At 65.5% G+C, this 26,201-nt stretch carries 21 protein-coding genes, 1 tRNA gene and 3 pseudogenes; 17 read left to right on the top strand and 8 right to left on the bottom strand.

What is annotated here, in order from left to right; genetic code table 11:
- The first annotated feature begins 26 nt into the window (after positions 1-26).
- The 7 genes and pseudogenes from HLH34_RS15935 to HLH34_RS15910 all read left to right on the top strand — a co-directional run bounded on the left by HLH34_RS15935 (position 27) and on the right by HLH34_RS15910 (position 6,961).
- The gene (locus HLH34_RS15935; RefSeq protein WP_183120553.1) at positions 27-641 is read left to right on the top strand and encodes an NIPSNAP family protein; all 615 of its coding nucleotides are present in this window, start codon (positions 27-29) and stop codon (positions 639-641) included.
- 72 nt (positions 642-713) lie between these two features.
- The gene (locus tag HLH34_RS15930; protein ID WP_183120552.1) at positions 714-1,553 is read left to right on the top strand and encodes a sulfurtransferase; all 840 of its coding nucleotides are present in this window, start codon (positions 714-716) and stop codon (positions 1,551-1,553) included.
- 274 nt (positions 1,554-1,827) lie between these two features.
- Positions 1,828-2,403, top strand: coding sequence for an RNA polymerase sigma factor (locus HLH34_RS15925; RefSeq protein ID WP_183120551.1), 576 nt, complete (start codon positions 1,828-1,830; stop codon positions 2,401-2,403).
- Positions 2,339-2,524 (top strand): annotated as a pseudogene (locus HLH34_RS19840) (DUF4880 domain-containing protein); the annotation flags it as partial. The gene HLH34_RS15925 and the pseudogene HLH34_RS19840, both read left to right, overlap by 65 nt.
- A gap of 108 nt (positions 2,525-2,632) precedes the next feature.
- Complete coding sequence (locus HLH34_RS15920; RefSeq protein ID WP_240162057.1) at positions 2,633-3,322, top strand: FecR family protein; 690 nt, start codon at positions 2,633-2,635, stop codon at positions 3,320-3,322.
- Between the two features lie 115 nt (positions 3,323-3,437).
- Positions 3,438-5,975 (top strand): TonB-dependent receptor, encoded by a 2,538-nt coding sequence (locus tag HLH34_RS15915; RefSeq protein WP_183120549.1) that lies wholly within the window; start codon positions 3,438-3,440, stop codon positions 5,973-5,975.
- 38 nt (positions 5,976-6,013) lie between these two features.
- Positions 6,014-6,961, top strand: coding sequence for a metallophosphoesterase family protein (locus tag HLH34_RS15910; protein ID WP_183120548.1), 948 nt, complete (start codon positions 6,014-6,016; stop codon positions 6,959-6,961).
- 315 nt (positions 6,962-7,276) lie between these two features.
- On the opposite strand, the gene HLH34_RS15905 is transcribed toward HLH34_RS15910, so the two are convergent.
- The 6 genes from HLH34_RS15905 to HLH34_RS15880 all read right to left on the bottom strand — a co-directional run bounded on the left by HLH34_RS15905 (position 7,277) and on the right by HLH34_RS15880 (position 14,473).
- Positions 7,277-7,352: transfer RNA gene (locus HLH34_RS15905), tRNA-Glu, on the bottom strand.
- Between the two features lie 81 nt (positions 7,353-7,433).
- Positions 7,434-9,242 carry a single-stranded-DNA-specific exonuclease RecJ gene (gene recJ / locus HLH34_RS15900; protein ID WP_244960003.1) on the bottom strand — a complete coding sequence of 603 codons (1,809 nt, stop codon included), beginning with the start codon at positions 9,240-9,242 and terminating at the stop codon, positions 7,434-7,436.
- Positions 9,243-9,464: 222 nt separating this feature from the next.
- A complete protein-coding gene (gene glpX / locus HLH34_RS15895; protein WP_183120546.1) occupies positions 9,465-10,460 on the bottom strand; it encodes a class II fructose-bisphosphatase in 996 nt (331 codons plus the stop codon).
- Between the two features lie 118 nt (positions 10,461-10,578).
- Positions 10,579-11,937 (bottom strand): homoserine dehydrogenase, encoded by a 1,359-nt coding sequence (locus tag HLH34_RS15890; protein ID WP_183120545.1) that lies wholly within the window; start codon positions 11,935-11,937, stop codon positions 10,579-10,581.
- A gap of 79 nt (positions 11,938-12,016) precedes the next feature.
- Complete coding sequence (locus tag HLH34_RS15885; protein WP_240162056.1) at positions 12,017-13,282, bottom strand: LL-diaminopimelate aminotransferase; 1,266 nt, start codon at positions 13,280-13,282, stop codon at positions 12,017-12,019.
- Positions 13,283-13,456: 174 nt separating this feature from the next.
- Positions 13,457-14,473, bottom strand: coding sequence for an OmpA family protein (locus HLH34_RS15880; protein WP_183120544.1), 1,017 nt, complete (start codon positions 14,471-14,473; stop codon positions 13,457-13,459).
- Between the two features lie 213 nt (positions 14,474-14,686).
- On the opposite strand from HLH34_RS15880, the gene HLH34_RS15875 reads away from it, so the two are divergent.
- From HLH34_RS15875 to HLH34_RS15840, 8 genes and pseudogenes are all read left to right on the top strand, one after another.
- Complete coding sequence (locus HLH34_RS15875; protein WP_183120543.1) at positions 14,687-15,361, top strand: ATP-dependent Clp protease proteolytic subunit; 675 nt, start codon at positions 14,687-14,689, stop codon at positions 15,359-15,361.
- Positions 15,362-15,481: 120 nt separating this feature from the next.
- Positions 15,482-16,474 carry a ferritin-like domain-containing protein gene (locus HLH34_RS15870; RefSeq protein ID WP_183120601.1) on the top strand — a complete coding sequence of 331 codons (993 nt, stop codon included), beginning with the start codon at positions 15,482-15,484 and terminating at the stop codon, positions 16,472-16,474.
- Positions 16,471-17,334, top strand: coding sequence for a hypothetical protein (locus tag HLH34_RS15865; RefSeq protein ID WP_183120542.1), 864 nt, complete (start codon positions 16,471-16,473; stop codon positions 17,332-17,334). The genes HLH34_RS15870 and HLH34_RS15865 overlap by 4 nt, the downstream gene beginning before the upstream one ends.
- A gap of 349 nt (positions 17,335-17,683) precedes the next feature.
- A complete protein-coding gene (locus HLH34_RS15860) occupies positions 17,684-18,166 on the top strand; it encodes an RNA polymerase sigma factor (RefSeq protein WP_183120541.1) in 483 nt (160 codons plus the stop codon).
- A gap of 6 nt (positions 18,167-18,172) precedes the next feature.
- Positions 18,173-19,117: a FecR family protein gene (locus HLH34_RS15855; RefSeq protein WP_183120540.1), complete on the top strand. Its 945-nt coding sequence runs from the start codon at positions 18,173-18,175 to the stop codon at positions 19,115-19,117.
- A gap of 87 nt (positions 19,118-19,204) precedes the next feature.
- Positions 19,205-21,718: a TonB-dependent receptor domain-containing protein gene (locus HLH34_RS15850; RefSeq protein WP_244960002.1), complete on the top strand. Its 2,514-nt coding sequence runs from the start codon at positions 19,205-19,207 to the stop codon at positions 21,716-21,718.
- Complete coding sequence (locus tag HLH34_RS15845; protein WP_183120539.1) at positions 21,718-22,989, top strand: histidine-type phosphatase; 1,272 nt, start codon at positions 21,718-21,720, stop codon at positions 22,987-22,989. Before HLH34_RS15850 ends, HLH34_RS15845 begins: the two co-directional genes overlap by 1 nt.
- Positions 22,990-23,140: 151 nt before the next feature.
- Positions 23,141-24,382, top strand: a pseudogene (locus HLH34_RS15840) (inorganic phosphate transporter).
- Positions 24,383-24,515: 133 nt separating this feature from the next.
- Here HLH34_RS15840 and HLH34_RS15835 read toward each other — a convergent pair.
- Entirely contained in the window at positions 24,516-24,692 is a 177-nt protein-coding gene (locus tag HLH34_RS15835) for a polyphosphate kinase 2 family protein (protein ID WP_220792214.1), read from the bottom strand.
- Complete coding sequence (locus HLH34_RS19695) at positions 24,689-24,811, bottom strand: hypothetical protein (RefSeq protein ID WP_264784180.1); 123 nt, start codon at positions 24,809-24,811, stop codon at positions 24,689-24,691. The genes HLH34_RS15835 and HLH34_RS19695 overlap by 4 nt, the downstream gene beginning before the upstream one ends.
- Positions 24,812-25,659: 848 nt before the next feature.
- On the opposite strand from HLH34_RS19695, the gene HLH34_RS15830 reads away from it, so the two are divergent.
- Together HLH34_RS15830 and HLH34_RS15825 are read left to right on the top strand one after the other, a co-directional pair.
- On the top strand, positions 25,660-25,998 hold the full coding sequence (locus HLH34_RS15830; protein ID WP_183120537.1) for a P-II family nitrogen regulator: 339 nt from the start codon (positions 25,660-25,662) through the stop codon (positions 25,996-25,998).
- Positions 25,995-26,201, top strand: a pseudogene (locus HLH34_RS15825) (ammonia channel protein); the annotation flags it as partial. The gene HLH34_RS15830 and the pseudogene HLH34_RS15825, both read left to right, overlap by 4 nt.

Here is a 26,201-nt window from a genome sequence, read left to right as displayed (position 1 = left end):
CCGCGAGCGGACGACAGGGTTATCAGATGCTGTATGAAACCATTACGGTCACCGTATTGCCGGGGACACAGACGAAGGTTCTGGCGGATCTTCACCCCTTGCTTCTGTCGTTGAATGACGGCGGAACCTTCCTTGGCTGCTGGGTGAGCGAAATCGGGCCGCTGAACCAGATCATCATCTTGCGCGCCTTCGCGCTGATGGACGATCTGGCCGAGGCAAGACAGGCTTTGCTGGAATCGGGTCTCTTTCCCGACAGGGAGATCGGCGTCCGCGACGTTTCGTACCAAAGTTGGCGCGGCCTGCCGTTTCTGCCCTGTGTCCAGCCCGGCGAATATGGAAAAATTTACGAAATACGGACTTACCATGTCCGTCCGGGCCATCTGTCGGATGTCGCCGAGGGTTTCAGGAAGACGCTGCCCGGTCGGACACCGCTCTCCCCCCTGTTGACGGCGATGTATAGCCTGGATGGCCCTGCGCGGTTTGCACATATCTGGCCTTACGGCAGCCTTGATGAGCGTGCACGCATCCGCAGGGAAGCGGTTGCGGCAGGTGTCTGGCCGCCACGCGGCTCGGCAGGCTTTCTGACCGAGGATATGCGGTCGCAAGTAGTGGTTCCGGTTGCCTTTTCACCCTTGCGTTGACAGGCCGCCGCAGGGCGGATTGTGCGGGATTTTCCGGCGTGTCTGCTCGGGAAGAGAGGAAAGGAAAAGCGAATGTCCTTGTTGATCGAAGCCGAAGAGCTGGTGGCCAGGATCGGGCGCCCGAGTCTTGTCATTCTGGATGCGACATCCGTATTGCCCGGGCAATCGTTCGACCCGGATGAAAATTTCCGGGCGCGCCGGATCGTGGGGGCGCGCCGGTTCGACATCGAATGCTTCTCCGATCCCGACACGACACTGACGCATATGGTACCCGGTCAGGGGCGTTTCGGCAGGCTGTTCGGGGCGTTGGGTGTCGAGACGTCATCCGAGGTGGTCTTCTACGACCAGACGGGTGTCGCGTCGGCATGCCGGGGCTGGTGGCTGGCCGACTTGTTCGGTCATGCCAATATCCGTGTGCTGAATGGTGGGCTGCCCGCATGGAGCCGGGTCGACGGTCCTGTGGAAAGCGGCCCGGCGGCCGCACCCGTGTCGAAGACCTATTACGCCAGCCCGCGTTATACCCGCCTCAAGGGGCTGGGGGACGTGCTGTCTCTGCTGGGCACGTCCGATGCCGTTATTCTCGACGCGCGATCGAAAGCACGTTTTGCGGGAACGGCGAAGGAGCCACGCCCCGGCGTCCGGAGCGGCCATATTCCGGGGTCGCGGAATGTTCCCTTTGGTGAACTTCTCGATGCCGAAAACCGTTTTCTGCCCGTGCCGGACATCAGAGCCCGGCTGGAGCAGGAAGGCGTGGACGGGGGGCGGCCGGTCATCACGACATGCGGGTCCGGCCTGACGGCCTGTGTTCTCGCGGCTGCACTCGTGGTGGCGGGCTTTCCGCGCGGGGCGGTTTATGATGGCTCGTGGGCGGAATGGGGTTCATTGCCGGATTTGCCGATCGCGACGCTTTGAAGCGGACAAGGGAAGCCGGTGCGCATGACGCGGTCGTCCGAGGACGTCGATGACGCAGGCGACGTAGACGAACCTGCTTCGTTACAACAGAGGTGCAATCCGAGGCCCGGCGCCTGAGGCTGCTGGCTGGCCCTGTCGAGCGCCGCCGGGACATGACCCGTAGAGAGAGGGGCTGCATCCTCTCTCGTCATCAAGATGTCACATTTCTGAACCGGCGAAGCTGCTACGCACGCCGCCAGGATCGCGTGGGCATTGAGGTACCGTGGACATGGTCGTGCAGGCGGACCGGCTGGAATGGATTGCAAAGCACATTCTCCCGCATGAGCCGCATCTGCGCGTGTGGCTTCGTGGGCTTTCCGGCATCGAGGTCGATGATATCGTCCAGGACACCTACGCCATCCTGATCGAGGCCGATGTCGCACATATCCAGTCGCCACGGGCCTATCTCTTTACGGTCGCGCGCAACCTGGTCCTGCAGCACTATCGCCGCGCCAAAATTATTTCGATCGTCGCACTGGCGGATTTCGACGCCCAAAGCATCATGGAAGATGCACCGCCGGTCGATGAGGTCGTGGGTGCCCGGCAGGAACTGGCGCGGCTCCATGCGACGATGGCGGAGTTGCCGGAAAAATGCCGCGATGTCCTGGTGTTGAGGAGGGTCGAAGGATGGTCGCAGAAACAGGTCGCGCATCATCTGGGCGTTTCAGAAAACGTCGTGGAAAAGCAGCTTGCGCGTGCGCTGAGACTGCTGGGACGCGCGTTTGGCCGGGGCGGCCCGGACCAAAATGAGGTGGCCCGGAGTGAAACGGCGCAACACCGATCCATCCGGCGGCACCATCGCCCCGGATAATCCGGACGATATTGCGTTCGGCTGGGTTGCGCGCCTCGATCGTGGGGCGCTGCCTGCCCAAGCGCAGGCGGCCCTTGACGCGTGGCTGGCGTCGGACACGCGGCATCGGGGGGCTTTCGTCAGGGCGCAGGCGATCTGGCTGTCGCTGGATCGCGCCCGTGCCCTTCATGCGCCAGCCCCGCCCGCGGTTACGCCTGGTGCCCCTCAGTCCCAGGGGCGGCGGCACGTCATGCGCTTTGCGGCCGCCGCGGCATGTGCCGCGCTGGTGGTGCCAGGGCGCTCGCAGGGGCATGAACATGTCTGGCGTACCACCGTCGGCGCCTCGGCCCCCGTGCCCTTGCCAGGTGGTCGCCTTATCCTTGATCGCGACACTTTACTGATGGGATACGTGCAGCAGGGGCGTCCGGTCGAGACCCGGCTGCTGTGCGGGCGGGTTCGAGGTGACTGGACCGCAGGTCGGTCGAATGCGCCCGTGATGAAGGCGGGACAGACGCTGATTTTTCCCGCTGCCGCGTCTTTCGTGGTTCAGCAATCGGCCCGCGCTACCGAAATACTTGTCCTGGCCGGCGCGGTGCGCGCCGATGCCGGATCGCAAGAATGGTCCCTCGGAACGGGTCAATGGATGCGTGCGGGCGACGGCATGCCGCCGCGCGTGGGGACGCTGTCCGCCGATGAGATGTATCGCCGGACGGCCTGGAGTCGCGATACACTCGAATTGCGCACGGAAACATTGGCCGAGGCTGCCGCAATTCTCAATCTCTACAATCAGCGTCGCATTGTGGTGCATGGCGCAGCGTTGTCAGCGCAGCGTCTGGTCGGCGTGTTTCGTCTGAGCGATCCGTCCGCGTTCGCACGCGCGGTCTGCTCGATCCTGGGGGCGGAACACGTCGAATCACCGGATAAAATCGACATATTTTGAAATCGTTCAGCCTGTCATGAAGGTTTCACAATCTTCCTGATGTGCGTTGCGGCGGATTCAGCTCTCCTACGCATCCTTCCGTTGAAACGCTCATTCAGCCAGGAAGCGGATTGCTGTGAAACCGACATATCGCCAGGCCCTCGTTCTCTGTTCGTGCCTCGGCACGTTCCTGCCGTTCCTCTCTGCCGCGCAGGCCCGTCCTGCCGCGTTCGATCTGCCACGTCAGCCTGTTGCGGATGCGATTCTTGCTTACGGTCGCCAGGCCAATGTCAGGATCGTGTTGAAAGCGGCCACAGCCAACGGCGTAATTGCTCATCCGGTCAAAGGGGTGCTGGAGCCTGACGCGGCGCTCTCGACATTGCTGCTGGGTACCGGGTTGGAAAGTCTGCATCAAGCTGATGGAACCATCCTGATCGAAAGCGCACCCGCCCCTGATGCGACCGGCAATTCCCGCAAGGGTGGCGGCCAAGGCAAGGCGGATGCCGGCGCTTCCGAGAGCGTCATCGTACTGGGCGCCGGACATTCCCGCCAGGTTCAGATCCTGTCGCGGGCCGAGTTGCGCAAATCCGTGCCGGGCACGTCGCCTCTGGCGACATTGTCCGAACTGCCGGGCGTGAATTTCCAGTCGTCGGACCCGCTGGGTGCCTACGAGTGGGCGCAGCAGATAACGGTGCGCGGGTTCATTACCGACCAGCTGGGATACACGCTCGATGGCGTGCCGCTTGGCAATATGCAATATCGCAACAACAACGGCCTGAGCATCGGGCGCGCGCTCGAAAACGAGAACAACGGCCCCGTCACCCTGGCGCAGGGGGCGGGCGCGCTGGGTACGGCCTCGACCAGCAATCTGGGGGGGACGATCCAGTTCACCTCGATCGATCCCACGGATCACTATGGGGTGGATGTTGCCGGCTCGGTCGGCAGTTCGAACATGTGGCGGACCTTTGCGCGCGTGAATACGGGTATCCTGCCCGGTGGCGGCAAGGCCTACATCAGCTATGATTACCAGTTCGCGGACAAATGGAAGGGCTGGGGCCAGCAGAAGCAGCAGCAGCTTAACATCAAATATATCCAGCCGCTCGGCAGCGCGGTGAGGGTAACGACCTACCTCGACCTCGATGACCGACGAGAGGACGACTATCTCGACCTGTCGAAGTCCCTGATTGGCCGATTTGGCTATGATCATGACGATATCAGCAGAAATTACGCCCTGGCCGAACAGATTGCCCGAGCCGTCCAGAACGGCACGCCGATTCCCGCCCCCTATCAGAGCGCGGACGATACATACTATCGGGGCGGTGGCGTCCGCCAGGACGTGCTGGGGTATGGACGGATCGATTACGACATCTCGTCCCATCTCAGCGGCGCGACCACGGTGTACGGACATCTCGATCGGGGCCCCGGGACCTGGGCGGACCCCTACGACCCCACACCGGCTGAGTTCGGGGGTTCGCCCCTGTCCGTGTCCACGACCGAATACAACATGCATCGCGAGGGCGTCACAACGAGCCTTGCCTACAGGTTTCGGCATCACCGCATCGAAGCCGGCTTCTGGTTCGAGCATAACCTGTTCAGCCAGGCCGCGAAGCTCTACCCGCTTCAGGCGGGCGTAGCACCGGACGATTTCGAGAGATTCTACGACAATCCGTTCGACGTGCAGTGGCAATATGTGTTCCGCACCAAGGTCTATCAGTTCCACATTGGCGATACCTGGCGCGTGACGCCAAAATTGCGCCTGAACGCCGGATTCAAGTCTCTCGTTTCCGACAGCTCGGCCCAAACCATTTCAAGCAAAAACCCGATCAACGCGTCGATATCGGCGTCCAACGGTTTTCTCCCGCAGGCAGGCGCTCTCTATACGTTCGATAGTCACAACGAAGTCTTCGCCGATTTCACGCGGAACATGGCGGCCTACACCGCGTCGGCATCGACCGGTCCTTTCTCGACCACGCAGGCCGGTTTTGACTACGTGCATGGGAATTTGAAGCCCGAGACGACCAACACGGAAGAAGTGGGCTACCGCTTCCACAATGCGGCGCTGCAGTTCTCGCTGACCGGATATTATGTCAATTTCGCCAACAGGCTTCTGGCGTCGTCGATCAGCTCGGTGATCGTTGGAAACCAGAACGTGCTTGAAAACGTCGGCAGCGTCACGTCGCGCGGTGTCGAAACCGCTGCAAACTGGCGCTTCGCCCGCAATTGGTCGCTGTATGGGGCCTGGTCGTATAACGACGCGCATTATGATGACAATATCGCCGTGCCCGGAAGTTCCGTCGTCGTGCCGATCAAAGGCAAGCAGGTCGTGGCGGCGCCGCGCAACATCGGCAATGTAAAGCTGGCCTATGACGACGGCACGGTCTGGGGCCAGTTCAGCGGGCAGTATCAGAGTCGCCGCTTCTATACCTACCTCAATGATTCCCCGATCAAAGGGAGGATCGTCTTCAACCTCGCCGCCGGATACCGTTTCCACCGTCAGGGCTGGTTGAACAACCTCGAAGCCCAGGTGAACGTCGTGAACCTTTTCGACAAGCGCTACATCTCGAGTGTCGGCACGACGGGGTTTGTCAATTCCGATCCGGGCGGAACCTACCAGACGCTGCAGGCCGCGCCGCCGCGGCAGGTATTCTTCACGCTCAGCAAGCATTTCTTTTGATCGGCCGAAGTTGATTTATGTTTCCGGAAGGGGCTGTCATGGCAAATACAATCATTCGCCGGCGCGAAGCGCTGCTTTCGGCTTCGGCTGCGCTCGGAACGTCGTTACTGGGAACGCCGCCCGCATTCGCGGGCGGTGCTGACACCGGGACACGAGAGAAGTTTTCGTTTCTCTTCATCACGGACACGCACCTGCAGCCCGAGCTCGATGCGCAGAAGGGCTGCAGGATGTGCTTCCGTCAGGCGTCGGGTGAGGCGGCCGATTTTGTCCTCCAAGGTGGCGACCATGTCTTCGACGCCATGGAGGTCACGCATGAAAGAGCAGGAAAACTGCTGGATCTGTACGAAATGACCGAGCAGATTCTTGGCAAGAAGGTGTATCACACGGTCGGCAATCACGATTGCTTCGGTGTCTATGCCAGCAGCGGTTGCTCGACGGGAGACCCGGAGTTCGGCAAGAACTATTTCCGCAAGGCGTTTGGCGAGACGTATTACGCCTTCGTGCACAAGGGGGTGCATTTCATCGTTCTCGACTCGGTCACCATCACCCCCGACCGGGATTACGAAGGAAGGATCAGCGCGGAGCAGGTTGCCTGGCTCAAGGCCTATCTCTCGGCCATCCCGACCGGAACGCCGCTGATCATATCGTCGCATATTCCAATCGTGACGGCCTTCTACACCTATGCCGACGAGAGCCCCTCTCTTTTCAAGCACCAGGCGTTGAGCACGGTCAACACGCGCGAAATCCTGCAACTCATCGCCTCACATAATGTGCTGGCGGTTCTTCAGGGCCATACGCATGTTCTGGAGCGGGTGGTGCACGGTGGCATTCCCTTCATTACCGGCGGCGCGGTGAGCGGCAACTGGTGGCACGGCACGCATCTGGGAACCCCCGAGGGGTACATGGTCGTGCATGTGAATGGTAATCACGTTTCGACCGAATACAGGACCTATGGCTTCCGCAGCGTAGATCCGAAGAATACGTGACGTTGGGCCGCTTCCGGGCGCCGGTGCGGCGTCCGGGAGGAGAGCGTGGTGTATGCGATTGTGCAGATACGGCCGGTAAGCGCTCGCCAATCTTCTTCTGTAAGGTCCAGCGTGCTCTGAAGCGCCAGCACGCGCAGGCGCCCCTTGGCCATCACCGGCTACAAGACTCTGCCTGAGGCGAAGCGCCACACGCGCGCCCGCTGACCAAGTGGGCCTTGCGCACGAGGCCATGGAGCGGATCGTGCGTGTAAAACTCAATCCCGGCGTTTCTAAACGCCCGATCAAGATATTGATTTATAATGGAAATTTTAGCCTTGGCGTCCCATAGGGGATTCGAACCCCTGTTGCCGCCGTGAGAGGGCGGCGTCCTAGGCCTCTAGACGAATGGGACATCAGGCTTGGCGGGTTGGTATCGCGGTCGGGGCGGGCGGTCAAGCCCCAAGATCGGATCGGGGTGATTTTATGGTCGCAGTCACCGGGGCGGGTGCGCGACCATCGCCACGTCGCGGATAAAGAAGCCGGCGCTGACCCGTCCGTTCCAGCTTTCCGCGCGCAGCCAGCCCGCCAGATGCAGGGGCGGGGCGTTGCGGTCTTCCAGGATCGCGGCGGCGGGGTGGTCGTCGGCGCGGAACAGCAGCGCCTTCAGGCGCGGGCCGCCGCCTTCGCCTTCGACCAGCACGCGCAGGGTGTTGCCCTCACGCCCGATCCGGTCGGCGCGCACCACCCGCACGCGCGGGATGGCCAGCAGCGGTTCGTCATTGCCCGCGCCGAAGGGGGCCAGACGCCCGATCTCGGCCGCCAGTTCGGTGGTGGCGCCCGCGACATGGATCACGCCTTCGATCGGCAGGTCCACTGCGTCGGGCAGTGCCGCCGCCGCCGCCAGCCGATCGTTCAGGAAATCGTGCAGCGCCGCGACGCCCACGCGCGGCAGCGAGAAGCCGGCCGCCATCGCATGGCCGCCGCCCGTCGTCAGCAATCCGGCCTGACGCGCCGCGATGATGGCGGCGCCCAGGTCGATATCCGCGACCGAGCGCCCCGATCCCTTGACGGTGCCATCCTCCAGTTCCGCCCCCACCAGGACGGGGCGGTTGAACCGTTCCTTGATGCGGCCCGCGACGATGCCCACCACGCCGGGGTGCCAGTCCTGGCCCGACAGCACCAGCACCGGGTGCCCCGCCGCGCGCTGGGCCTCGGCGGCCTCCATCGCGCGGTCCAGGATGCCGGTTTCCACCGTCTGGCGGCGGCGATTGACGGCGTCCAGACGCTCGGCCAGGCGCCGGGCCTCGACCGCGTCATCGCACAGCAGCAATTCCAGCCCCAGGCCCGATTCGGCGATGCGCCCGCCGGCATTGATGCGCGGCCCCAGCGCGAACCCGCAGGTAAAGGCCGACAGCGGATCGCGCGCGCCCGCGACCTCCAGCAGTGCGTCCAGGCCGGTGCGCTGCCGTCGCGCCATGATCTTCAGCCCCTGCGTTACCAGCGCGCGGTTCAGACCGGTCAGCGGCATCACGTCGCACACGGTCGCCAGCGCGACCACATCCAGCAAGGCTATCAGATCGGGTTCCGGCCGGCCGGCGAACCAGCCCGCGCGACGCAGCGCCCGCAGGGTCGCCACCGCCGTCAGGAACGCGACCCCCGCCGCGCACAGGCCGCGCTGGCCGGAGTCGCAATCCAGCCGGTTGGGATTGACGGTGGCCAGGACCGGCGGCGGCGGGCCTTCGGCCTTATGGTGGTCCAGCACCACGATGTCGGCCCGGCCGGCCAGGGTCGCCAGCACGTCGGCCGCCGCCGTGCCGCAATCGACGCAGACGATCAGCGTCGCCCCCCGCGCCACCAGCCCGTCCAGCGCCGGGACGTTGGGGCCGTAGCCCTCGGTCATCCGGTCAGGCACATGCGTCGTCACCGGGCAGCCCAGGCCGCGCAGCAATTGCGTCATCACGGCCGCCGCGCAGGCCCCATCGACGTCGTAATCGCCAAATACCCCCACCGTTTCTCCCCAGCGCGCCGCGTCGGCCAACCGGGCGGCAGCGGCGTCCATGTCGCGCAGGGCGGACGGATCGGGCATCAGGGCGCGCAGGGTGGGGTCCAGGAAATTGGCCGCCGTGCGTCCGTCCAGGCCGCGTGCGGCCAGCATCCGGCCGACGATCTCCGGCACGCCGGCCTGCTGCGCGATCATCAGCCCGGCCCGGCCGTCCGGGTCGGCCAGCAGCCGGTCGCGCCACCGCCAGCGCCGGCCGCCGAGGCTGGTGCGCACGCCCAGCACCAGATCCGCTTCGTCCATCCCGGTGTCTTCCATGCCGATACCTGGTCCAGGCCCCGTCCCCGGACCGGCTGCACGGGGACGCGCACCATCGGAGACGGGATGCTCGGCTGTCGGCACCTGGGGCGGGAGCAGACTGTCAGACACCGGCACGGCCGGTCTCAAGGCCGGGGTGCCGGGCGGGAAGCCGGGCGGCAGGACACTGGGCAGCAGGACATTGGGCAGCAGGAGACATGGGACGCGTCAGATCGCACCCCAGGTCTTGGTCGAGAAATCATGATGCCCCTCGACGAACCGGACGGTCCCGGATTTGGAGCGCATCACGATGGAATGGGTGATCGCCCGGTTGCCGTCGCGGCGGATGCCGCGCAGCAGCGGCCCGGTGGTGACCCCGGTGGCCGAGAACAGGACATCGCCCCGCGCCATGTCATACAGGCCCAGCTTGCGCGAGGGGTCCTTGCCCGGGTCCATTTCCTGCGCACGGCGGATCTGCTCGTCATCCTCGAACAGCAGGCGGCCCTGCATCTGGCCATGGACGCAGCGCACGGCGGCGGCGGCCAGCACGCCTTCCGGCGCGCCGCCTGACCCGGCATAGATGTCGACGCGTCCGTTGGGCAGGCAGGCAGCGATGGCGGCCGCGACGTCGCCGTCGCTCAGCAGCATGACGCGGGCCCCGGCCTCGCGCGTCTTGGCGATCAGTTCCTCATGCCGCTCGCGCTCCAGTGCGCACAGGGTCAGGTCGCCGATATCCTTGCGCTTGGCCCGCGCCAGTTCGCGCAGGTTGGCGCCGATCGACGCATCCAGATCCACCACGCCTTCGGGCAGGTCGGGGCCGACCACGATCTTTTCCATGTAGATGTCGGGCGCGTGCAGGAAATTCCCGGCCTCGGCCAGCGCCAGCACCGTCAGGGCGTTGGGCATGTTCTTGGCGCACAGGTTGGTGCCTTCCAGCGGGTCCACGGCGATGTCCATCGCCGGGCCGCCGGCGCCCACCTTCTCGCCGATATACAGCATCGGCGCCTCGTCCATCTCGCCCTCGCCGATGACCACGGTGCCGTTGATCGCGACCGTGTCGAAGGCCAGGCGCATGGCCTCGACGGCGGCGCCGTCGGCCTCGTTCTTCTTGCCCCGGCCCGTCCATTGCGACGCCGACATGGCCGCCGCCTCGGTCACGCGGACCAGTTCCAGCGCCAGGTTGCGGTCGGTAACCTTGTAGCCCGGGTTCGGTGTGGACGTCATCGTCGATGATCCTCTTCTGCTTGCCGGTTCTGGATGCCGGCACGTCCGGGGCGAGGGGCCGCCCCGTATGGGGTCTGCCACGCGCGCCCGGCCGGGGCGCGCACGGCGAGGGCGGGCGTCAGCCGGGGTCGATCCGGATCATCGCCGGCGCGCCGATCACGGCCGACAGTGCCGCGATGCGTCCCAGCGCCTCCATCATCGCGGATTCCCGCGTGCGGTGGGTGACCAGGACCAGCGGCACCGAGGGGTCGCCTGCCGTGCCATCCTGCGGCACGGCGTCGGCCCGCCCATGTTGCAGCATGCTGCGCAGGGACACGCCATGGTCGCGCAGCACGGCGGTGACGTCGGCGATCACGCCGGGGCGGTCGTGGACGTTCAGGCGCAGGTAATATTCCTCGTGGAAGGCGGTGCGCGGCAGGGCCTCGATCTGCGTCAGCCCGTCGGCGCTGCGGCCCCAGACCGGCACCGCGCTGCCGCGCGCGACGTCGATCAGGTCGGCGGCGACGGCGGTGGCGGTCGGGCCTTCGCCCGCGCCGCGCCCTTCCAGCATCAGGCGGCCGACGAACGCGCCCTCGACCACCACGGCGTTGAATACGCCGTCGACCTGCGCGATCGGGGCTTTCTCGGGCACCAGGCAGGGATGGACGCGGGCCTCGACCCCGTCGTCCCGCCGCCGCGCCAGGCCCAGCAGCTTGATCCGGTAGCCCAGCGCCCGCGCGAAATCGAGGTCCAGCGCATCGATGCCCCGGATCCCCTCGACATGCACCGAGGCGAACGCGACCGGCCGGCCGAAGGCCAGCCCGGCCAGGATCGCCAGCTTGTGCGCCGCGTCGATGCCGTCCACGTCGGTCGACGGGTCGGCCTCGGCATAGCCCAGGGCCTGGGCCTCGGCCAGCACGTCGGCGAAGGGGCGGCCGCTTTCGCGCATCGCGGTCATGATGTAGTTGCAGGTGCCGTTCAGGATGCCGCCGACCCGCGTCAGCCGGTCGGCCGCCAGCCCCTCGCGCACCGTCTTGATGGCCGGGATGCCGCCGGCGACAGCGGCCTCGAACATCAGCGGCACGCCGGCGCGCTCGGCCAGGGCGGCCAGTTCGGCGCCATGGACCGCGATCAGCGCCTTGTTGGCGGTGACGACCGGCCGCCCGGCCTCCAGCGCCGTGGTGACCAGCCGGCGGGCCACGCCCTCGGCCCCGCCGATCAGTTCCACCACCACATCGACATCGGGGTCGGTCGCCAGCGCCGCCGCGTCGTCATGCCAGGTCAGGCCCGACAGATCGACGCCCCGGTCGCGCGTGCGGTCGCGCGCGGCCACGGCGGTGATCGTGATCGGCCGACCGGCCCGCGCGGCCACGATCGTCTCGTTCCCGCGCAGCAGCTTGACCAGGCCCGCGCCCACGGTGCCCAGCCCGGCAATGCCGATCCGCAGCGGGGCCGTAATTGCCCCCCGTGCCTGTCCGCCCGCGCTGTCAGCAATCATGTTCTGTCCGGTCACCTGATATCCTGTCGTCGTCTCGTCAATCGTGTGTCGTCTTCCGGGGGCGCCGTCCGCCGGAATGTCAGGCGTCGGCGTTCGCCACCGCCTCGGCTTCTGTGCGGGGGACGGCCGCGCCGCCGGTTTCCGGCCGCGCCGGGGGCGGCGTCACGCCGTGGCGGATCATGAACTGCTTGATCGCCCGTGTCGCCTGGCGCAGGCGCTGGGTGTTCTCGACCAGGCCGATCCGCACGAAACCTTCGCCATACTCGCCGAAGCCCAGGCCCGGGGCCACGGCCACGCCGGCTTCTTTCAGCAGCAGCTTCGAGAAATCGACGCTGCCCATCTCGCGGAAGGCGGGGGGCAGGGGCGCCCAGGCGAACATCGAGCCTTCGGGCGAGGGTACGTCCCATCCTGCCGCGTGCAGCCCGCGGATCAGCACGTCGCGCCGGTCGCGATACATGGTCCGGATCTCGGCCACGCAATCCTGCGGGCCACTCAGCGCCGCGACCGCCGCGACCTGGATGGGCGTGAACGCGCCGTAGTCCAGATAGGATTTGATCCGCGTCAGCGCGGTGATCAGGCGCGGATTGCCCGCCGCGAAGCCCATGCGCCAGCCCGCCATCGAATAGGTCTTGGACAGCGACGTGAATTCCACCGCGATGTCGCGCGCGCCGGGCACCTGCAGGATCGACGGCGGCACCCGGTCGCCGAAATAGATCTCGGCATAGGCCAGGTCGGACATGATCCAGATGTCGTGCCGGCGGGCCAGGGCCACCAGTTCGCGATAGAAATCGAGGTCCGCCACATAGGCCGTGGGGTTCGACGGGAAATTGACGATCAGCGCCGTCGGCTTGGGCACCGAATGGCGCACCGCGCGGTCCAGCGCGCGCAGCATCTCCTCGTCCGGCGTGGCGGGGATCGAGCGGACCGACGCGCCGGCGATGATGAAGCCGAACTGATGGATCGGGTAGGAAGGGTTGGGCACCAGAATGGTGTCGCCCGGGCTGGTGATGGCTGCCGACAGGTTTGCCAGCCCTTCCTTCGAGCCGAGGGTGGCGATCACCTCGGTCTCGGGGTCCAGCTTCACGTCGAAGCGGCGCGCGTAATAGCCCGCCAGCGCCCGCCGCAGGCCGGGAATGCCCCGGCTGACGGAATAGCGGTGCGACCGCGGGTCGGCCACGGTTTCCACCAGCTTCTGCACGATGTGCGGCGGGGTGGGGGTGTCGGGGTTGCCCATGCCCAGATCGATGATGTCCTCGCCCCGGACGCGCGCCGCGGCCTTGGCCTTGTTGACTTCGGCGAAGACGTAGGGCGGCAGGCGGCGGATGCGGTGGAATTCTTCGGTCATTGGTCGCTCGTGGGACGCTGGTTCAGGACGGTCGCCGGGGCGCCGTTCCGGGCCGCTTCTTGTCGGCGGCATATCGGAAAATGGCAGGAACGGGTCCGGTCCCCTCTAGGTATAGCGACGCCGCCGCCCGGCAGGCAACCGCGCCGAAGGGGCGCGCGCGTCATCTTGCCGCGCTTACTGGTTCAGGCTGACCCGCACGCCGTCGCCGAACGGATGGGCGCGCAGATGGATCATGTTCGCCGGCACGCCGCGCGCGGCCAGCAGGTCGGCCACCGTCTGTGCCCGCAACAGGGCCAGGCTCATCGACCGCGCCTGCTCGGCGGGGTCGGTGGACGTGGCCTCGCCATAGCCATGGACGAAGATCGGCCGCGTGCCCCGTTGCCCCGCCAGTTCGGCGAGGGGGCGGTCCTGACCCCGCACCGGCTGGTCCGACGCCGTCAGGAAGCGGATGCGCGTGCCCTGGGGGTCGGCCAGATCGTAGGCCGGCCGCTCGGGCGTCGCCAGCGCGCCGTCCTCGGGTACGGCGAATCCGGGGAATCGGGGCGGCGCCGGCGGCCGCGCCGCGACGTCCGGCGGGGCGGCGGCCTGCACGGCCGGGCCACCGACGCCGCCGACATCGGCCCCGACCTCGGGCATGGCGACCTCCGGCATGGCCGCCGGCGCCTCGTCGGTGCGGGTGGCGCGGGCCGGCGGGGCCGATGTCGTGGGGGCGGTCGGTGTTGGGGCGGCCTGCGGCGGGCGTTCGGCGGCCTCCAGCGTGGCGGATGGCTGTTCGGGGCCGGCGGGCGGGGCCGGTCGGGCCGGGCCGCCTTTCGCCGCCCCCGGGGGCGTTCCAGGCGCCGTGACGGTCAGCGGGCCGATCTCGACCGCCTGGCGATGGGCCAGGTTCCGCTGTTCGACCAGGTTTTCGGTGATGCTCTGACGCAGGGCGGCAGACGGGACGGCAGGTGGCGTGGTGGGCGTCAGGCCCACCGCGGGATAGGGATCGTGGATGCCGGGCGGCGGCGGGCGCTGCTGGGCGATCACCCCGCCTTCGTACTGGTGCCACCAGTCCAGCGTCGCGTCGAACGCATCGCGGTGCCCGCACCCCGCCAGCAGCAGCAGGGCCAGCGTGGGCGCTGCCCGCCCGGCCCGGACGGCGCGGCGCGTGTCGGCGCGTGCAGAACGCTCTCTTGGCAGCGGCGCCGTCATACCCATCTTCTCTCCATGACGAATCCTGATCGCGACGAACAGGGGCGATCCGCTCTTCTAGCCCGCTCTCCCGCCATTAGCGAGAGAGCGTGCGATACCGCATCGCCCGTCCCCCTCCCGGCAATGGGGGGCAGGTCGGGTCTTGGCACCGGGGCGAAGGCGGCGCAGGATGGAACACGTGACTATTACAGTCCTGGATACAGGGAGATGAGAATGACCGGCATGCAGCCGAAAAACCGCATCCGGATGGATGATGAGGATCCGGACGGTCCCGACATCCCCGAACCCCAGGGCCCCGAACCCAAGGAGCCGGGCGACAACAAGACCCTGTCCTCGCCGATCAGCGAGCTGGAAAGCCGGCTGTTCGACCAGCGCAAGGTGCTGATCTTCGGTGCGATCAACGACAAGCTGGCCCGTGACGTCACCGGCCGCCTGCTGGCGCTGGCCGGCGCGTCGGACCACCCGATCGACGTCTATGTCAACTCGCCCGGCGGCCATGTCGAAAGCGGCGACACGATCCACGACATGATCCGGTTCGTCGATTCGGTGGCCCCGGTGAACGTGATCGGCACCGGCTGGGTGGCCTCGGCCGGCGCGTTGATCTTTGCCGCCGGCAACCCGCAGCGCCGCTTCTGCCTGCCCAATACGCGCTTCCTGCTGCATCAGCCGATGGGCGGCGTGCGCGGCCCCGCGACCGATATCGACATCGAGGCGCGGGAAATCGTGAAGATGCGCGAGCGCCTGAATCGCCTGTTCGCGCGCGAAACCGGGCAGAGCTACGAAAAGATCTGCAAGGACACCGACCGCAATTACTGGATGTCGGCCGACGAGGCGATCGCCTACGGCCTCGTCACCCGGGTCATCACCGCCCTGAACGACATCCGCTAGCCGACGGGAACGCCCCGTCCGCCTGCCGCCCGCGCGGCCGGGCGGGGCGCTCTTGCCAGGTGGTGTCGCGCCGGCCCTGTGGTCGGGCGGCGCCGTTCTGCTTAATGAGCCCGCATGACCATGAACTCTCTTGCCGATATCTATTCCTCGCTGCCCGAGGCCATTGACCCCAAGGGCGCCGACGCCCGCACGGTGGCCGAGGCCGATTTCAACGCCCGCCACTGGTCCAGCCCGGTTCCCGGCCCCCTGAAACCCGGCAGCACCGAGCACAAGCGCGCCGTCGCCGCGATGTTCCGCGACACGTTCAATCCCTACAAGCCCTCGGTCATCGACTGGCCCAAGCTGGATCCGGCGACGCTGAAGCGCGTGACCTCGCTGCCGATCTGGGACATTGCGGTGCAGACCGAAGGCAAGGCCCGCCTGCGCATGGCCGCCTATGCGCGGCTGATCGACGACCCCGACATGAAGGATGCCCTGTCGCGCAATGCGTGGGAGGAAAACCGCCATAAGGAGGTCCTGTCGCGGCTGGTCGAGGCCTACGACATCAAGATGGCCCCCGAGCCCCCGTACATCGAACCGCGTGACGTCGAATGGGCGTACCTGGTCACCGGGTTCTCGGAATGCGTCGACAGCTTCTTCGCCTTCGGCCTGTTCGCGCTGGCCCGGCAATCCGGCTTCTTCCCCGCCGAACTGATCGAGACGTTCGAGCCCGTGATGCAGGAGGAATGTCGCCACATCCTGCTGTTCGCCAACTGGCTGGCCTGGCACCGCGCGACGATGCCGGCCTGGAAGCGCCCGTGGTTCGAGATCCGGGTCCTGGCGGTATGGGTGTTCCTGGCCTACGAACGGATGGGGCTGGCCCGCACCATGGACGCCGACGGCAACGTCCACGAACAGGACAATAATTTCACCGTCAGCGGCGCCAAGGATGTTGCGGACATGGATATCAGCGTGGGCGAGCTGATGGATCTGTGCCTGGAGGAAAACGATCGTCGCTTCGCGGGGTACGACCCGCGCCTGCTGCGGCCGAAACTGGCGCCGAACCTGGCCCGCTTCATCCGCCGGTTCATGAAGAAACCCTCGGCCGCCCGGCAGGTGGAGCACGCTGCTTGAGCCGTATCGAAGCCGGGTCCGAGGCCCATAAAGACCTGTTCTGCCGCCAGTTCGTCGCCACTCATCAGGTCTTCGACCCCGAGACCCTGCCCTGGCCCGAACTGACGGACGAGGAACTGGCCCGCCTGCGGACCATCCCCTTCTGGCAGGAGGTGTACCACACCGAACGCCGCGCCGGCGCGATCGTCGACGCCTTCACTCCGCAGATCGATGACCCGGTAGTGCGCGAGGCCGTGGCCCTGCAGGGGCTGGAGGAGGCGCGCCACGCCAGGCTGATCCGCGTGATGATCGACCGCTACGGCCTCGACGCGACCGAACAGCCGATCGAGACTTTTCCCGCCGATCTGGAAACCGCCTTCATCGATTTCGGCTTCGGCGAATGCCTCGACGCCTTCCTGGGCTTCGGCGCGTTCAAGAACGCCCGCCAGTCGCACTTCCTGCCCGAAGGATTGTTCGAGATCTTCGATGTGCTGATGTTCGAGGAAACGCGGCATATCGTCTTCTTCATCAACTACATGGCTTGGCGTGAACGGCAGCGCGGGCTGGGGCGGGTGCGGCGCGCGCTGAAATCGACGCGCTTCTACGGCCGGGCGCTGGGGCGACTGCTGGCGATGGTGCGGCGTGGGCAGCAGCCCAATGACGGGCGCGACTTCGCGGTGACGCAGGCCAACGTCTTCCTCGACGAGTTCTCGTTCGCGCAGTTCGTCGAGGATTGCTACCGCGAGAACGCGCGGCGGATGAAGGAATTCGACCCCGACCTGATGCAGCCCCGCCTGCTACCCGCCATGGCCGACATGGCCCTGCGCGGCATGCGCCTGTGGGACCGCCGCCGCCCGCACCTGCGCGCCGCGGTGCGGTAGGGGCGAAGGCAAGGGCGTTGCCCTTGACCCTCCAAAGGGCATAGCCCTTTGGAAAACACCAGAAATTATGAATGGAATGGGATGCAAGGGTCGTGGCCCTTGCCGACCCTGACGACCAGGGGGTGGAGGGCAGTGCCCTGCCGCCGGCTTTGGTGAAGATTTCATGAAAACAGGCTTCGGCCTGATGACATGGCGGCAACCCGCCCCTACCACGCCGCAAGGCCGCGATCTTGGCGATGGCCTCGGGACGGCGGAACGGCGGGATCGGCGATGATGCGAAGGCAGGGCGGGGCATCCAACAGGGGCGCCGGTTCGACCCATGACGGATTAAGTTCATGACGGCAAGTTCATGACAGCCTGGGCCATTCCCCATCCGCGCTGGCTGTCGTTGCATGCCCGGATCAGGCGCATCACGGGGCGCCACGATGCCGAAGATCTGTTGCAGGCCGCCGTTCAGCGCTTTCTTGAACGTGGTCCGGAGGGGGTCCAGAATCCGGACGCCTACCTCGTCCGCTCGGCCCGCAACCTGGCCGTGGATCAGGCCCGGCGTGAACGGCATGGCGCGGTTGCGCCGTATGAAGGGGACGACGTCGGATCGGTGCCGTGCCCGAGCCCGCAGCCCGACGCGGTGCTTATGGCGCGGCAGCGTTTGCAGAGGCTGCGCGAGGGGTGTGCGCAACTGGACGCCCGGACCCGCGAGATCTTCCTGCTGCATCGGCTGGAAGGGCTTTCGTACCGCGATATCGCCCTGCGGCTGGAGATAAGTGTCAGTGCTGTCGAAAAGCATGTCAGCAAGGCGATCTGTTTCCTGACCGAATGGGTCATGGACTGAACGGCCATGTCATCGTCGATCACACGGACGGCCGCGCGCTGGATGGCGCGGCTCCATGCAGAGGATTGTTCGGAAGCCGACCGGCAGGCCTTCCGCGCGTGGCTGGCGGAAGACGCCCGCCATCGCGCGATCTTCGAGCAGGCGTCGGACGTATGGGCCGAGGCCGGCGGTCTTGCGCCGTCGCACGCGCCATCGGCCGCCATTTCCAGGCGCGCCCCGTTGCGGGCGGGACACCGGATGCCCACGCGCCGCGCGGTGCTGGCCGGTGGGATGCTGCTGGGGGCGGGCCTGCTGGTCGATGCGCCGCGTCCGGCCGAAGCCGAGATCTACACGACGGCCATCGGGCAGCAGCGTCGTCTGCACCTCGGCCCGAAGATTGATATCCTGCTCGACACCGACACGACAATTCTGGTGCCGCCGCACGCGCGGCACCGCCGCCTTGTCCTCAGGTGCGGACAGGCGGCGATCGGGCTGGCGCAGCGCGACCATCCCTATCGTGTCGAAACCCCCACCCATGCCCTGCTGGCCGATTGCGGGCAGTTCGACATTCGCCTGATCGACCGCCGGCTGACGGCGACGGTCCTGGCGGGAAGTCTCGCGGTTCTGCCCCGCACGGCCGGGGCGGGGCAGCCGGTCAGGCTGGAGGCCGGGCAGCGCCTGCGCGTCGATCCGGACCTGCCGCCGCGCATTGATCGCCCGCCGGTCGAGGACCTGATGGCCTGGCAGAGCGGACGCCTGGCCTTTCGCGAGACTCCCCTGGGTGATGCCGTGCGGGAAATGAACCGCTACAGCATCACCAAGATGGAACTGGCGCCCGATGGCGTGGCGACGCTGCGCATCAGCGGCTTTTACCATGCGGGCAATACGGCCGGCTTCGTCCGTGCCCTGCAGGCGCTGCTGCCTGTGAAGGTCAGGCAGGGGCAGACTATCCACATCATGAAGCTTTTATGAAAGCACTCAATTTTTACTGAGGTCGCCGCACCCTCGTTCGTCCTGTCAGCAAGCCGAGTGATCGGCACCACTGATGGGAATTCCTCGATGCCCCGCCTGCCGGGCCTGCGGCCCTCGATCGTTCTGATGACCATGAGCCTGGGCGGGGTGGCCGCATCCATGGCGCACGCGGCGCCGGATGTCGTCACCGTGCATCTGAAGGCGCAACCGCTTTCGCAATCTCTCGAGGATCTGTCACGCATAAGCGGACACGACATCCTGTTTGCTCCCGGCGATATCGGCAACCGCACGGCGCCGGCAATCGACGGCCGGATCAGCGTGCAGGACGCCGTCGGCCGATTGCTGGCCGGGACGGGATTGCGGCTGGTCACGCAGGCCGACGGCAGCGTGCTGATTGGGCAACCGCACGCGGTCGCCGCCGATGGGGCAGCGGCGCGCAAGGCGCGTAGCACGGATCGGTGGGACGGCAAGGCCGAGACCATCACGGTGATCGGTCGGGCTGAACGTCTGGCGCCCTCGACGGTGCCGCTGTGGATCACGCAGCCGACCTCGATCATCCAGAGCAAATTCATCGCCAATAATATCATCCCGCTGGCCAGCGTCGATGACATCATCAAGTTCCAGCCCAGCGTCTGGACGCAGAACCCCAACGGCCCCGGAATCGGCAAGGCCGAGACCATGAGCCTGCGCGGTTTCCAGGACGGTCAGTACAACATGACCTTCGACGGCATCCCGTTCGGCGATGCCAGCGACCTGCATCACACGACATCTTCGCTGTTCATCTCGCATTTCCTGGGGCAGGCCGAGGTCGATCGCGGTCCCGGAACGGCGTCCACGATCGGTAACGCGACGTTCGGCGGCACGATCGGCTTCACGTCCCGGACGCCGGCCGACCATTTCGGGGTGACGCCCTACGGCACCTATGGCAGCTTCAACACCCGCGCCGGGGGGGTGGAGGTCGATAGCGGCAAGACCGGCCTGGGCAAGATGGTGCTGGACCTGCAGCACGAGGAAACCGACGGCTACCTCACCCGTTCCGCCGAACGGCGGAGCAATATCCTGTTCAAGGATGTCGTGCGTCTCGGCGATGAGACGACGCTGACAATCGCCACGACCTACAACAAGGAATGGCAATATACCACGCAGGGGGCGACCCTGGACGAATATGCGCGCTACGGCAACAATTACGGCCTGTGCGACAACGCCAAGCTGCAATGCTTCTACGGCTATAATCCGAGTGCCTATCAGTCCGATTTCAGCTACATCAATCTCAAGACGAAGCTGACGCCCTGGCTCGATTTTGAAAATCGCCTGTACATGAACGGGTTCGAACATTCCTATACGGAATCGACGGATGCCAGCCAGGACGACCCGTCGGCGAACGGGGTCACCTTCTACAATGCCGCCGGCAAGAAAGTGGCCACCTACAAGAACGACATTCCCGGGAAATATGCCGACGCCGCTTTCCGCTCGTACGGTGATACGCTGGGCTTCAAAGCCCGGACGCCGGTGGGCGATGTGCTGGCCGGGGTGTGGGCGGATGTGCAGGACGATCGACGCTATACCTATGCGCTGGATCTGTCGCAGGGCGGCGTCGCGGTGCCCGGAAAGACCGGATCGGCCTATAGCTATGATATTCACGATCTCAACACGACGCTGCAGCCGTATCTGGAGTTCGACTGGCACCCGCTGCGGGGCATGACGGTCAAGCCGGGAATCAAATATTCCTATTTCCATCGCGATTATGACGCGCCGATCAACAAGGGCACGAAGACGCCCCTGAACGACCGGCAGACCTTCACGTCCTGGCAGCCGTCCATTGCGCTTAACCAGATCATCCTGCCCGGCTGGAGCGCCTACGCGCAGGTCGCGCGGGGCTTCCTGGCGCCGCCGCTGAGCGTCTTCCAGGTGCAGAGCGTCGGTTCGGTCAAGCCCGAGGCGACCTGGAACTATCAGGTCGGGACGGTCGTCCAGAAGAAGAAATGGACGTTGTCGGCCGACGCCTACTACATTGATTTTTCCAACTACATTGCCTCGGCGCAGATCAACGTGCCGGGTATCGGCACGGAATCCACCTACGTCAACAGCGGTGGCGCCGTCTACAAGGGCCTGGAGGTCGAGGGGCAATATGCCCTTGGTCTCGGCCTGTCGCTCTACGGCAACTACAGCGTGAACGACGCGGAATACAAAGGCACGCACACCCGCGTGGCCGAGACACCGAATGCGCTCGCCTCCTTCGGCCTGCTCTATGAAAATCCGAAGGGACCGTACTTCTCGATCATCGGGAAATATGTCGGAAACCATTGGGGCCTGGACAGCACGACGGACGAGGCCGGCAAGACCGTTTTCGCCAACCAGTATCGCATCCACAGCGTCGTGACGGCCGATTTGGCGCTGGGCTGGCATTTCCGCAATGTCGGCGGGGTGCTGCGCGACCTGACGCCCAGCCTGAAGATCGCCAATCTGTTCGACAGCCATGCCATCAGCGATTTCGCCGGGAACCAGTCCGCCGCCAGCGCCGGATATCCCGACGGGGCGCCCCTGTACTGGCGCCTGTCGGGGCGCAGCGTCTTCTTCAACCTGACGATGACGGTGCCCTGATGCGCTTTTCCTCCCTCTTGCGCCTGACGCTTGTCGTCGGCAGCACGATGTCGGGCGGCCTGTCGGCCGCCCAGTGCCGGACCACGGCCGCGCAGCCGGTTCTGGAAAAAATCGTGCTGATTTCCCGGCATGGCATCCGCAGCCCCACGCAACCGGTCGAACGGCTGAGGGAGGCGACCGGCCGGGATTGGCCCGCATGGCCGGTACCGCCGGGGCAATTGACGGACCACGGCCGGGCCGACCTTGCCCTGATGGGCGGCTTTCTGGCCCACCATTACCAGGCGGCGGGCCTGCTGCCGACGGCAGGGTGCCCGCGAAAGGAGGAGGTGGTCGTCTGGGGCGATTCCGCCGACGATCGCACACGCCAGAGCGGCGAGATCATGGCCCGGACCCTGGCGGGCGGCTGCCCGACTATCTCGGGGTCTCTGCCGGCGGGCCGGCACGACCCGATGTTCAACGCGATGGCCGCCGGCGCCGCCACGCTGAACCGAGCCGAAATCATGCGCGAACTGTCTGTTGTGCGGCAACGCGACCCCGAGGGTTCCGCGACCGTGCGGCAGGCGCTCTCGACGGTGCAGGCGGTGGTCGCTCCGGACGGATGCGCCTCGGGCGGCGCCTGCTTTACCGCGGCGTTGGGTGTCGACTGGACGCATGGCGCGCCGCACCTGTCCGCCGGCCTGGCCCTGGCGGCCACGTCGGCGGAAAATCTGTTGCTGGAATATCTTCAGGGCATGCCCGAAGAGGCGATCGCCTGGGGGCGGCGCGACGTCCCGGCGCTGCTGGAGGACATCATGCCGGCGCATGCCTATGCCAGCGATATGCTGCGCCGGCTGCCCGCCATCGCCTATCCGCGTGGCCGGGGCCTGACGTCCGCCATCCTTGATATTCTGGACGGGAATCCGGTGACCCTGCCGGATGGAACGGTCGTCGGCGGCCATGCGCGCCTGGTGATGTTCGCCGGCCATGACACGACGCTGGACATGCTGGCGACGATCTTCGGCCTGGACTGGCATTTCGCGGACCAGCCCGACCGGACCGCACCCGACACGACGCTGGGGCTCGAACTCTGGCGCCGGCCGGACGGGGTGCAGATCGTCAAGGCCGTCATCTTCCATCAGAGCCTGGCGGAACTGCGGAACGCCCTTCCGCTGGACGACACGGGCTGGGGGATGGACCTGCGGATTGCTTCGTGCGCGCAGGAGAGGGAATGCCCGCTGGCAACACTGGAAAAAGGGGTCCGGGCCGGAATCGCGGCGCATGCGCCAGCCTGAGCGGCTTTTCGGCCCGACAGGGTAGGCAGGGTTGTGTGGACATCCGAAATACGAAATGCCGTGAATATTTCATGACATACGAACGCCGTGGATGAAAATTTCTCAATGTTTCGACTATGAGCAGGCCGAAACAACCCCGGGGTGCATTCCCATGCTGCATTTCGCCCCCTATTCAGCGTTTTCCATCCTGGCTCTTGTTGCCTGCTTCCTTCTGGTCTGCGTCTTTGAATTCGTGAACGGATTTCACGATACCGCCAATGCGGTCGCGACGGTGATCTACACCAACTCGCTCAAGCCCAAGGTCGCGGCCGTCTGGTCGGGCCTGATGAACTTCGTGGGGGTCATTCTGGGCGGCATCAGTGTCGCCTACGGCCTGGTGGAGTTATTGCCGGCGGATGTGCTGTCGCCGCCCAACGGGGACCCGGCGGTGCCGATGCTGATGGCGCTGTTCGGAACGCTGGCGTGGAACCTGTTCACCTGGTGGTTCGGCATCCCCAATTCCAGTTCCCATTGCGTGATCGGGGGGGGGCGATCGGCGACGCGCTGCTGCACACGCGCGCGCTGGGGGACAGCGTCGACTGGTCGCAGATCTGGAAGGTGCTGCGGGCGCTGGCGATCTCGCCCGTTCTGGGCCTGGTCGGCGCCGGGGGGCTCTATTTCATCCTGAAGCATCTGGTGAAGGATCCCGATCTGTACAGCCCGCCCAAGGGCGACAAGCCGCCGCACGGTTGGGTGCGCGGCCTGCTGATCCTGACCTGCACAGGGGTCAGCTTCTCGCACGGCAGCAATGACGGGCAGAAGAGCATCGGCCTGATCATGCTGACCATCATCGGCATTCTGCCTGCGACCTTCGCGCTCAACCCCGGCGCCACGCCGGACGTGACGCATGTGGCCGAACGCGCGGCGATCGTGGCCCCGCTGCTCGATACCTACGACCATCACGGCTTGCGCGACGAGGCCCTGGCGTCGGTCGCGCGCCTGCGGCAGACGACGCCTGACACTGTAGTGCCGTCGCAGCTGCGCGCCGACATCTACGAGGTCGTGGCCGGGCTGAAGACAGTTGCCGCCGACCCGGCCACCTCGGCCCAGGACAGGAAGACCGCGAAGGCGGTCGGCAACCAGTTGCGCCCCACGGTCGAGTATGCGCCCTGGTGGGTCCGTCTGCTCAGCGCGCTATGCCTTGGTATCGGCACGATGGTGGGCTATCGGCGCATCGTTCATACGCTGGGGAAGAAGATCGGCAATACCCATCTGACCCCGGCGCAGGGGGCTTCAGCCGAACTGGTGGGGGCGGGGCTGATTGCCACCGCCGGTTACACCGGCCTGGATCTTCACCCTGCCGGTTACCATCGCCGTCGCGGCGGGTCTGTTCTATGCCCTGAGCATGTCATGACAAGACCGTCGCGGACGTGACGGTCGCCGGTGCCGTTGGCCGGGCGGCACCGGGGTCGACCGGTGCTGACGCCTCGGTATAGGCCTCCCAGCGGCGGCGGCTTCCAGATCTCTTGGGCTGATCTTCCGCTGCTTCAGCGCTGGAAATGCCATTGGGCGCGCTCGCGGTCGTTGGGGCGGACAGGGCGGCGATGTGGCAGATATGCCGATTGCAGCGCTGGGCGATCCGCTTGATCCCCCTTGCCCACGGCGTCACGCCCTTCGAAGACCACTTGCATACGATGGCCTGTCTGCCTGACCAGTCCTGTCACTTGGGCAGTTCGCGGAAATAGAGTTTACGGCGTGACGAATTCCGACCACCGGCGCTTCTGTCCAAGCGCGCCTGGTCATATTCCCCGGCGAGAATGCCGATCTTGTCGGTATCGTTCATCAGGGTCTGTTCCATATCCAGTCGAAAGGCCATTGCGACCGGCATCCGGATGTATTTCATGCTGCGCCAATCTATTCGGCATGAGGAAAAATGAAAGATATACCCTAAATTTCACAAACTGATATGAGATGCGGTGCAACCGATGGTCTGTCGCCGCATCTTGCCTGGCGTCCCCCGATCCTGACCGGACGGCACCCTGTTCGGGGGCCGCGCCCTTCGTGCGGGCTGCGTGATCGTCTCGCCGGGTATTATCGTATGGCTTTCGAGCTGCGGAACGTCGCCCTGGCCGGCGGGTGGCGCGGGTCGCGCGCCGCCAGCAGCAGCGGAGCCGGCCGCCACAAAATTGCCATGAAGTCGCGCCGTTGCCGGGAACCACATCGGAACCCGAACGTTGCGTCATGCGGATCATCCCGAACGGCGAGCCCGGCCGGACCGTTCCGGACTTATGACATTATTGTGTTCGACATTGGGTAATTGAGGGTGTTGTTTCGTTGAACGAAAAGATTATTACGTAAAAAATACTGTCCGAGATAGGATAAGGCACTTCGGGGGAAGTTGTAAGTATAAATAGTTTATTAAAATTAAAAATATTGCTTCATCCGGTCAGGAGGCCGGGCCTGAACCATTGCGGGCGCGTTTACCGGATCCGTCGGATGTGGATCATCTTCACGGAGGAAACATATCCGTGAAGATGATATATATTATAGATATTTTATTTATATAGTTCCCGATCGCGCATTTGGCGGCGGCCGATAGTAAATTTTCCGACAGTCGAATTTTCGATCAAATCTATTGCGCTCAACAAACGACAATGAAATAATTTGTCGCATCCTGGATGGGAACAGGTCATGAAACTGATCGTAGCAATCATAAAGCCCTTCAAGCTCGAAGATGTTCGCGAGGCTCTCGCCGCCATTGGCGTGGTTGGCCTGACCGTGACGGACGTGAAGGGGTTTGGCCGGCAGAAAGGCCAGACCGAGATCTATCGTGGCGCAGAATACCAGACGAATTTCATAGCGAAATCGAAACTGGAAGTCGCTGTTCCCAGCGCTTTTGCCGATCGTGCGGTGGAAGCCATCCGTCTGGCCGCGAATACCGGCAAAATTGGTGACGGGAAAATCTTCGTCTTTGATCTGGAGCAAGCCATGCGCATTCGTACAGGAGAAACGGGAGAAGGCGCCCTATGAGCACTTCCTCCCCCACGATACGGGGTCCCCATGTTTCGGGTACCATCAAGGCGTTTCTCTCCCTTTTCGCGATCGCGTCCCTTTTCCTCGCTACCCCGGCGCTGGCGGCGGACCCCGCGATCGACACGGGCGACACGGCGTGGATGCTGGTCAGCACGGCGCTGGTGCTGATGATGACCATTCCGGGCCTGGCGCTGTTCTAT

The sequence above is a fragment of the Gluconacetobacter azotocaptans genome, assembly GCF_014174355.1.
GTDB lineage: Bacteria > Pseudomonadota > Alphaproteobacteria > Acetobacterales > Acetobacteraceae > Gluconacetobacter > Gluconacetobacter azotocaptans.
The sequence above is the reverse complement of the archived record's forward strand: the minus strand, read 5'-3'. Positions and strand labels throughout refer to the sequence as shown.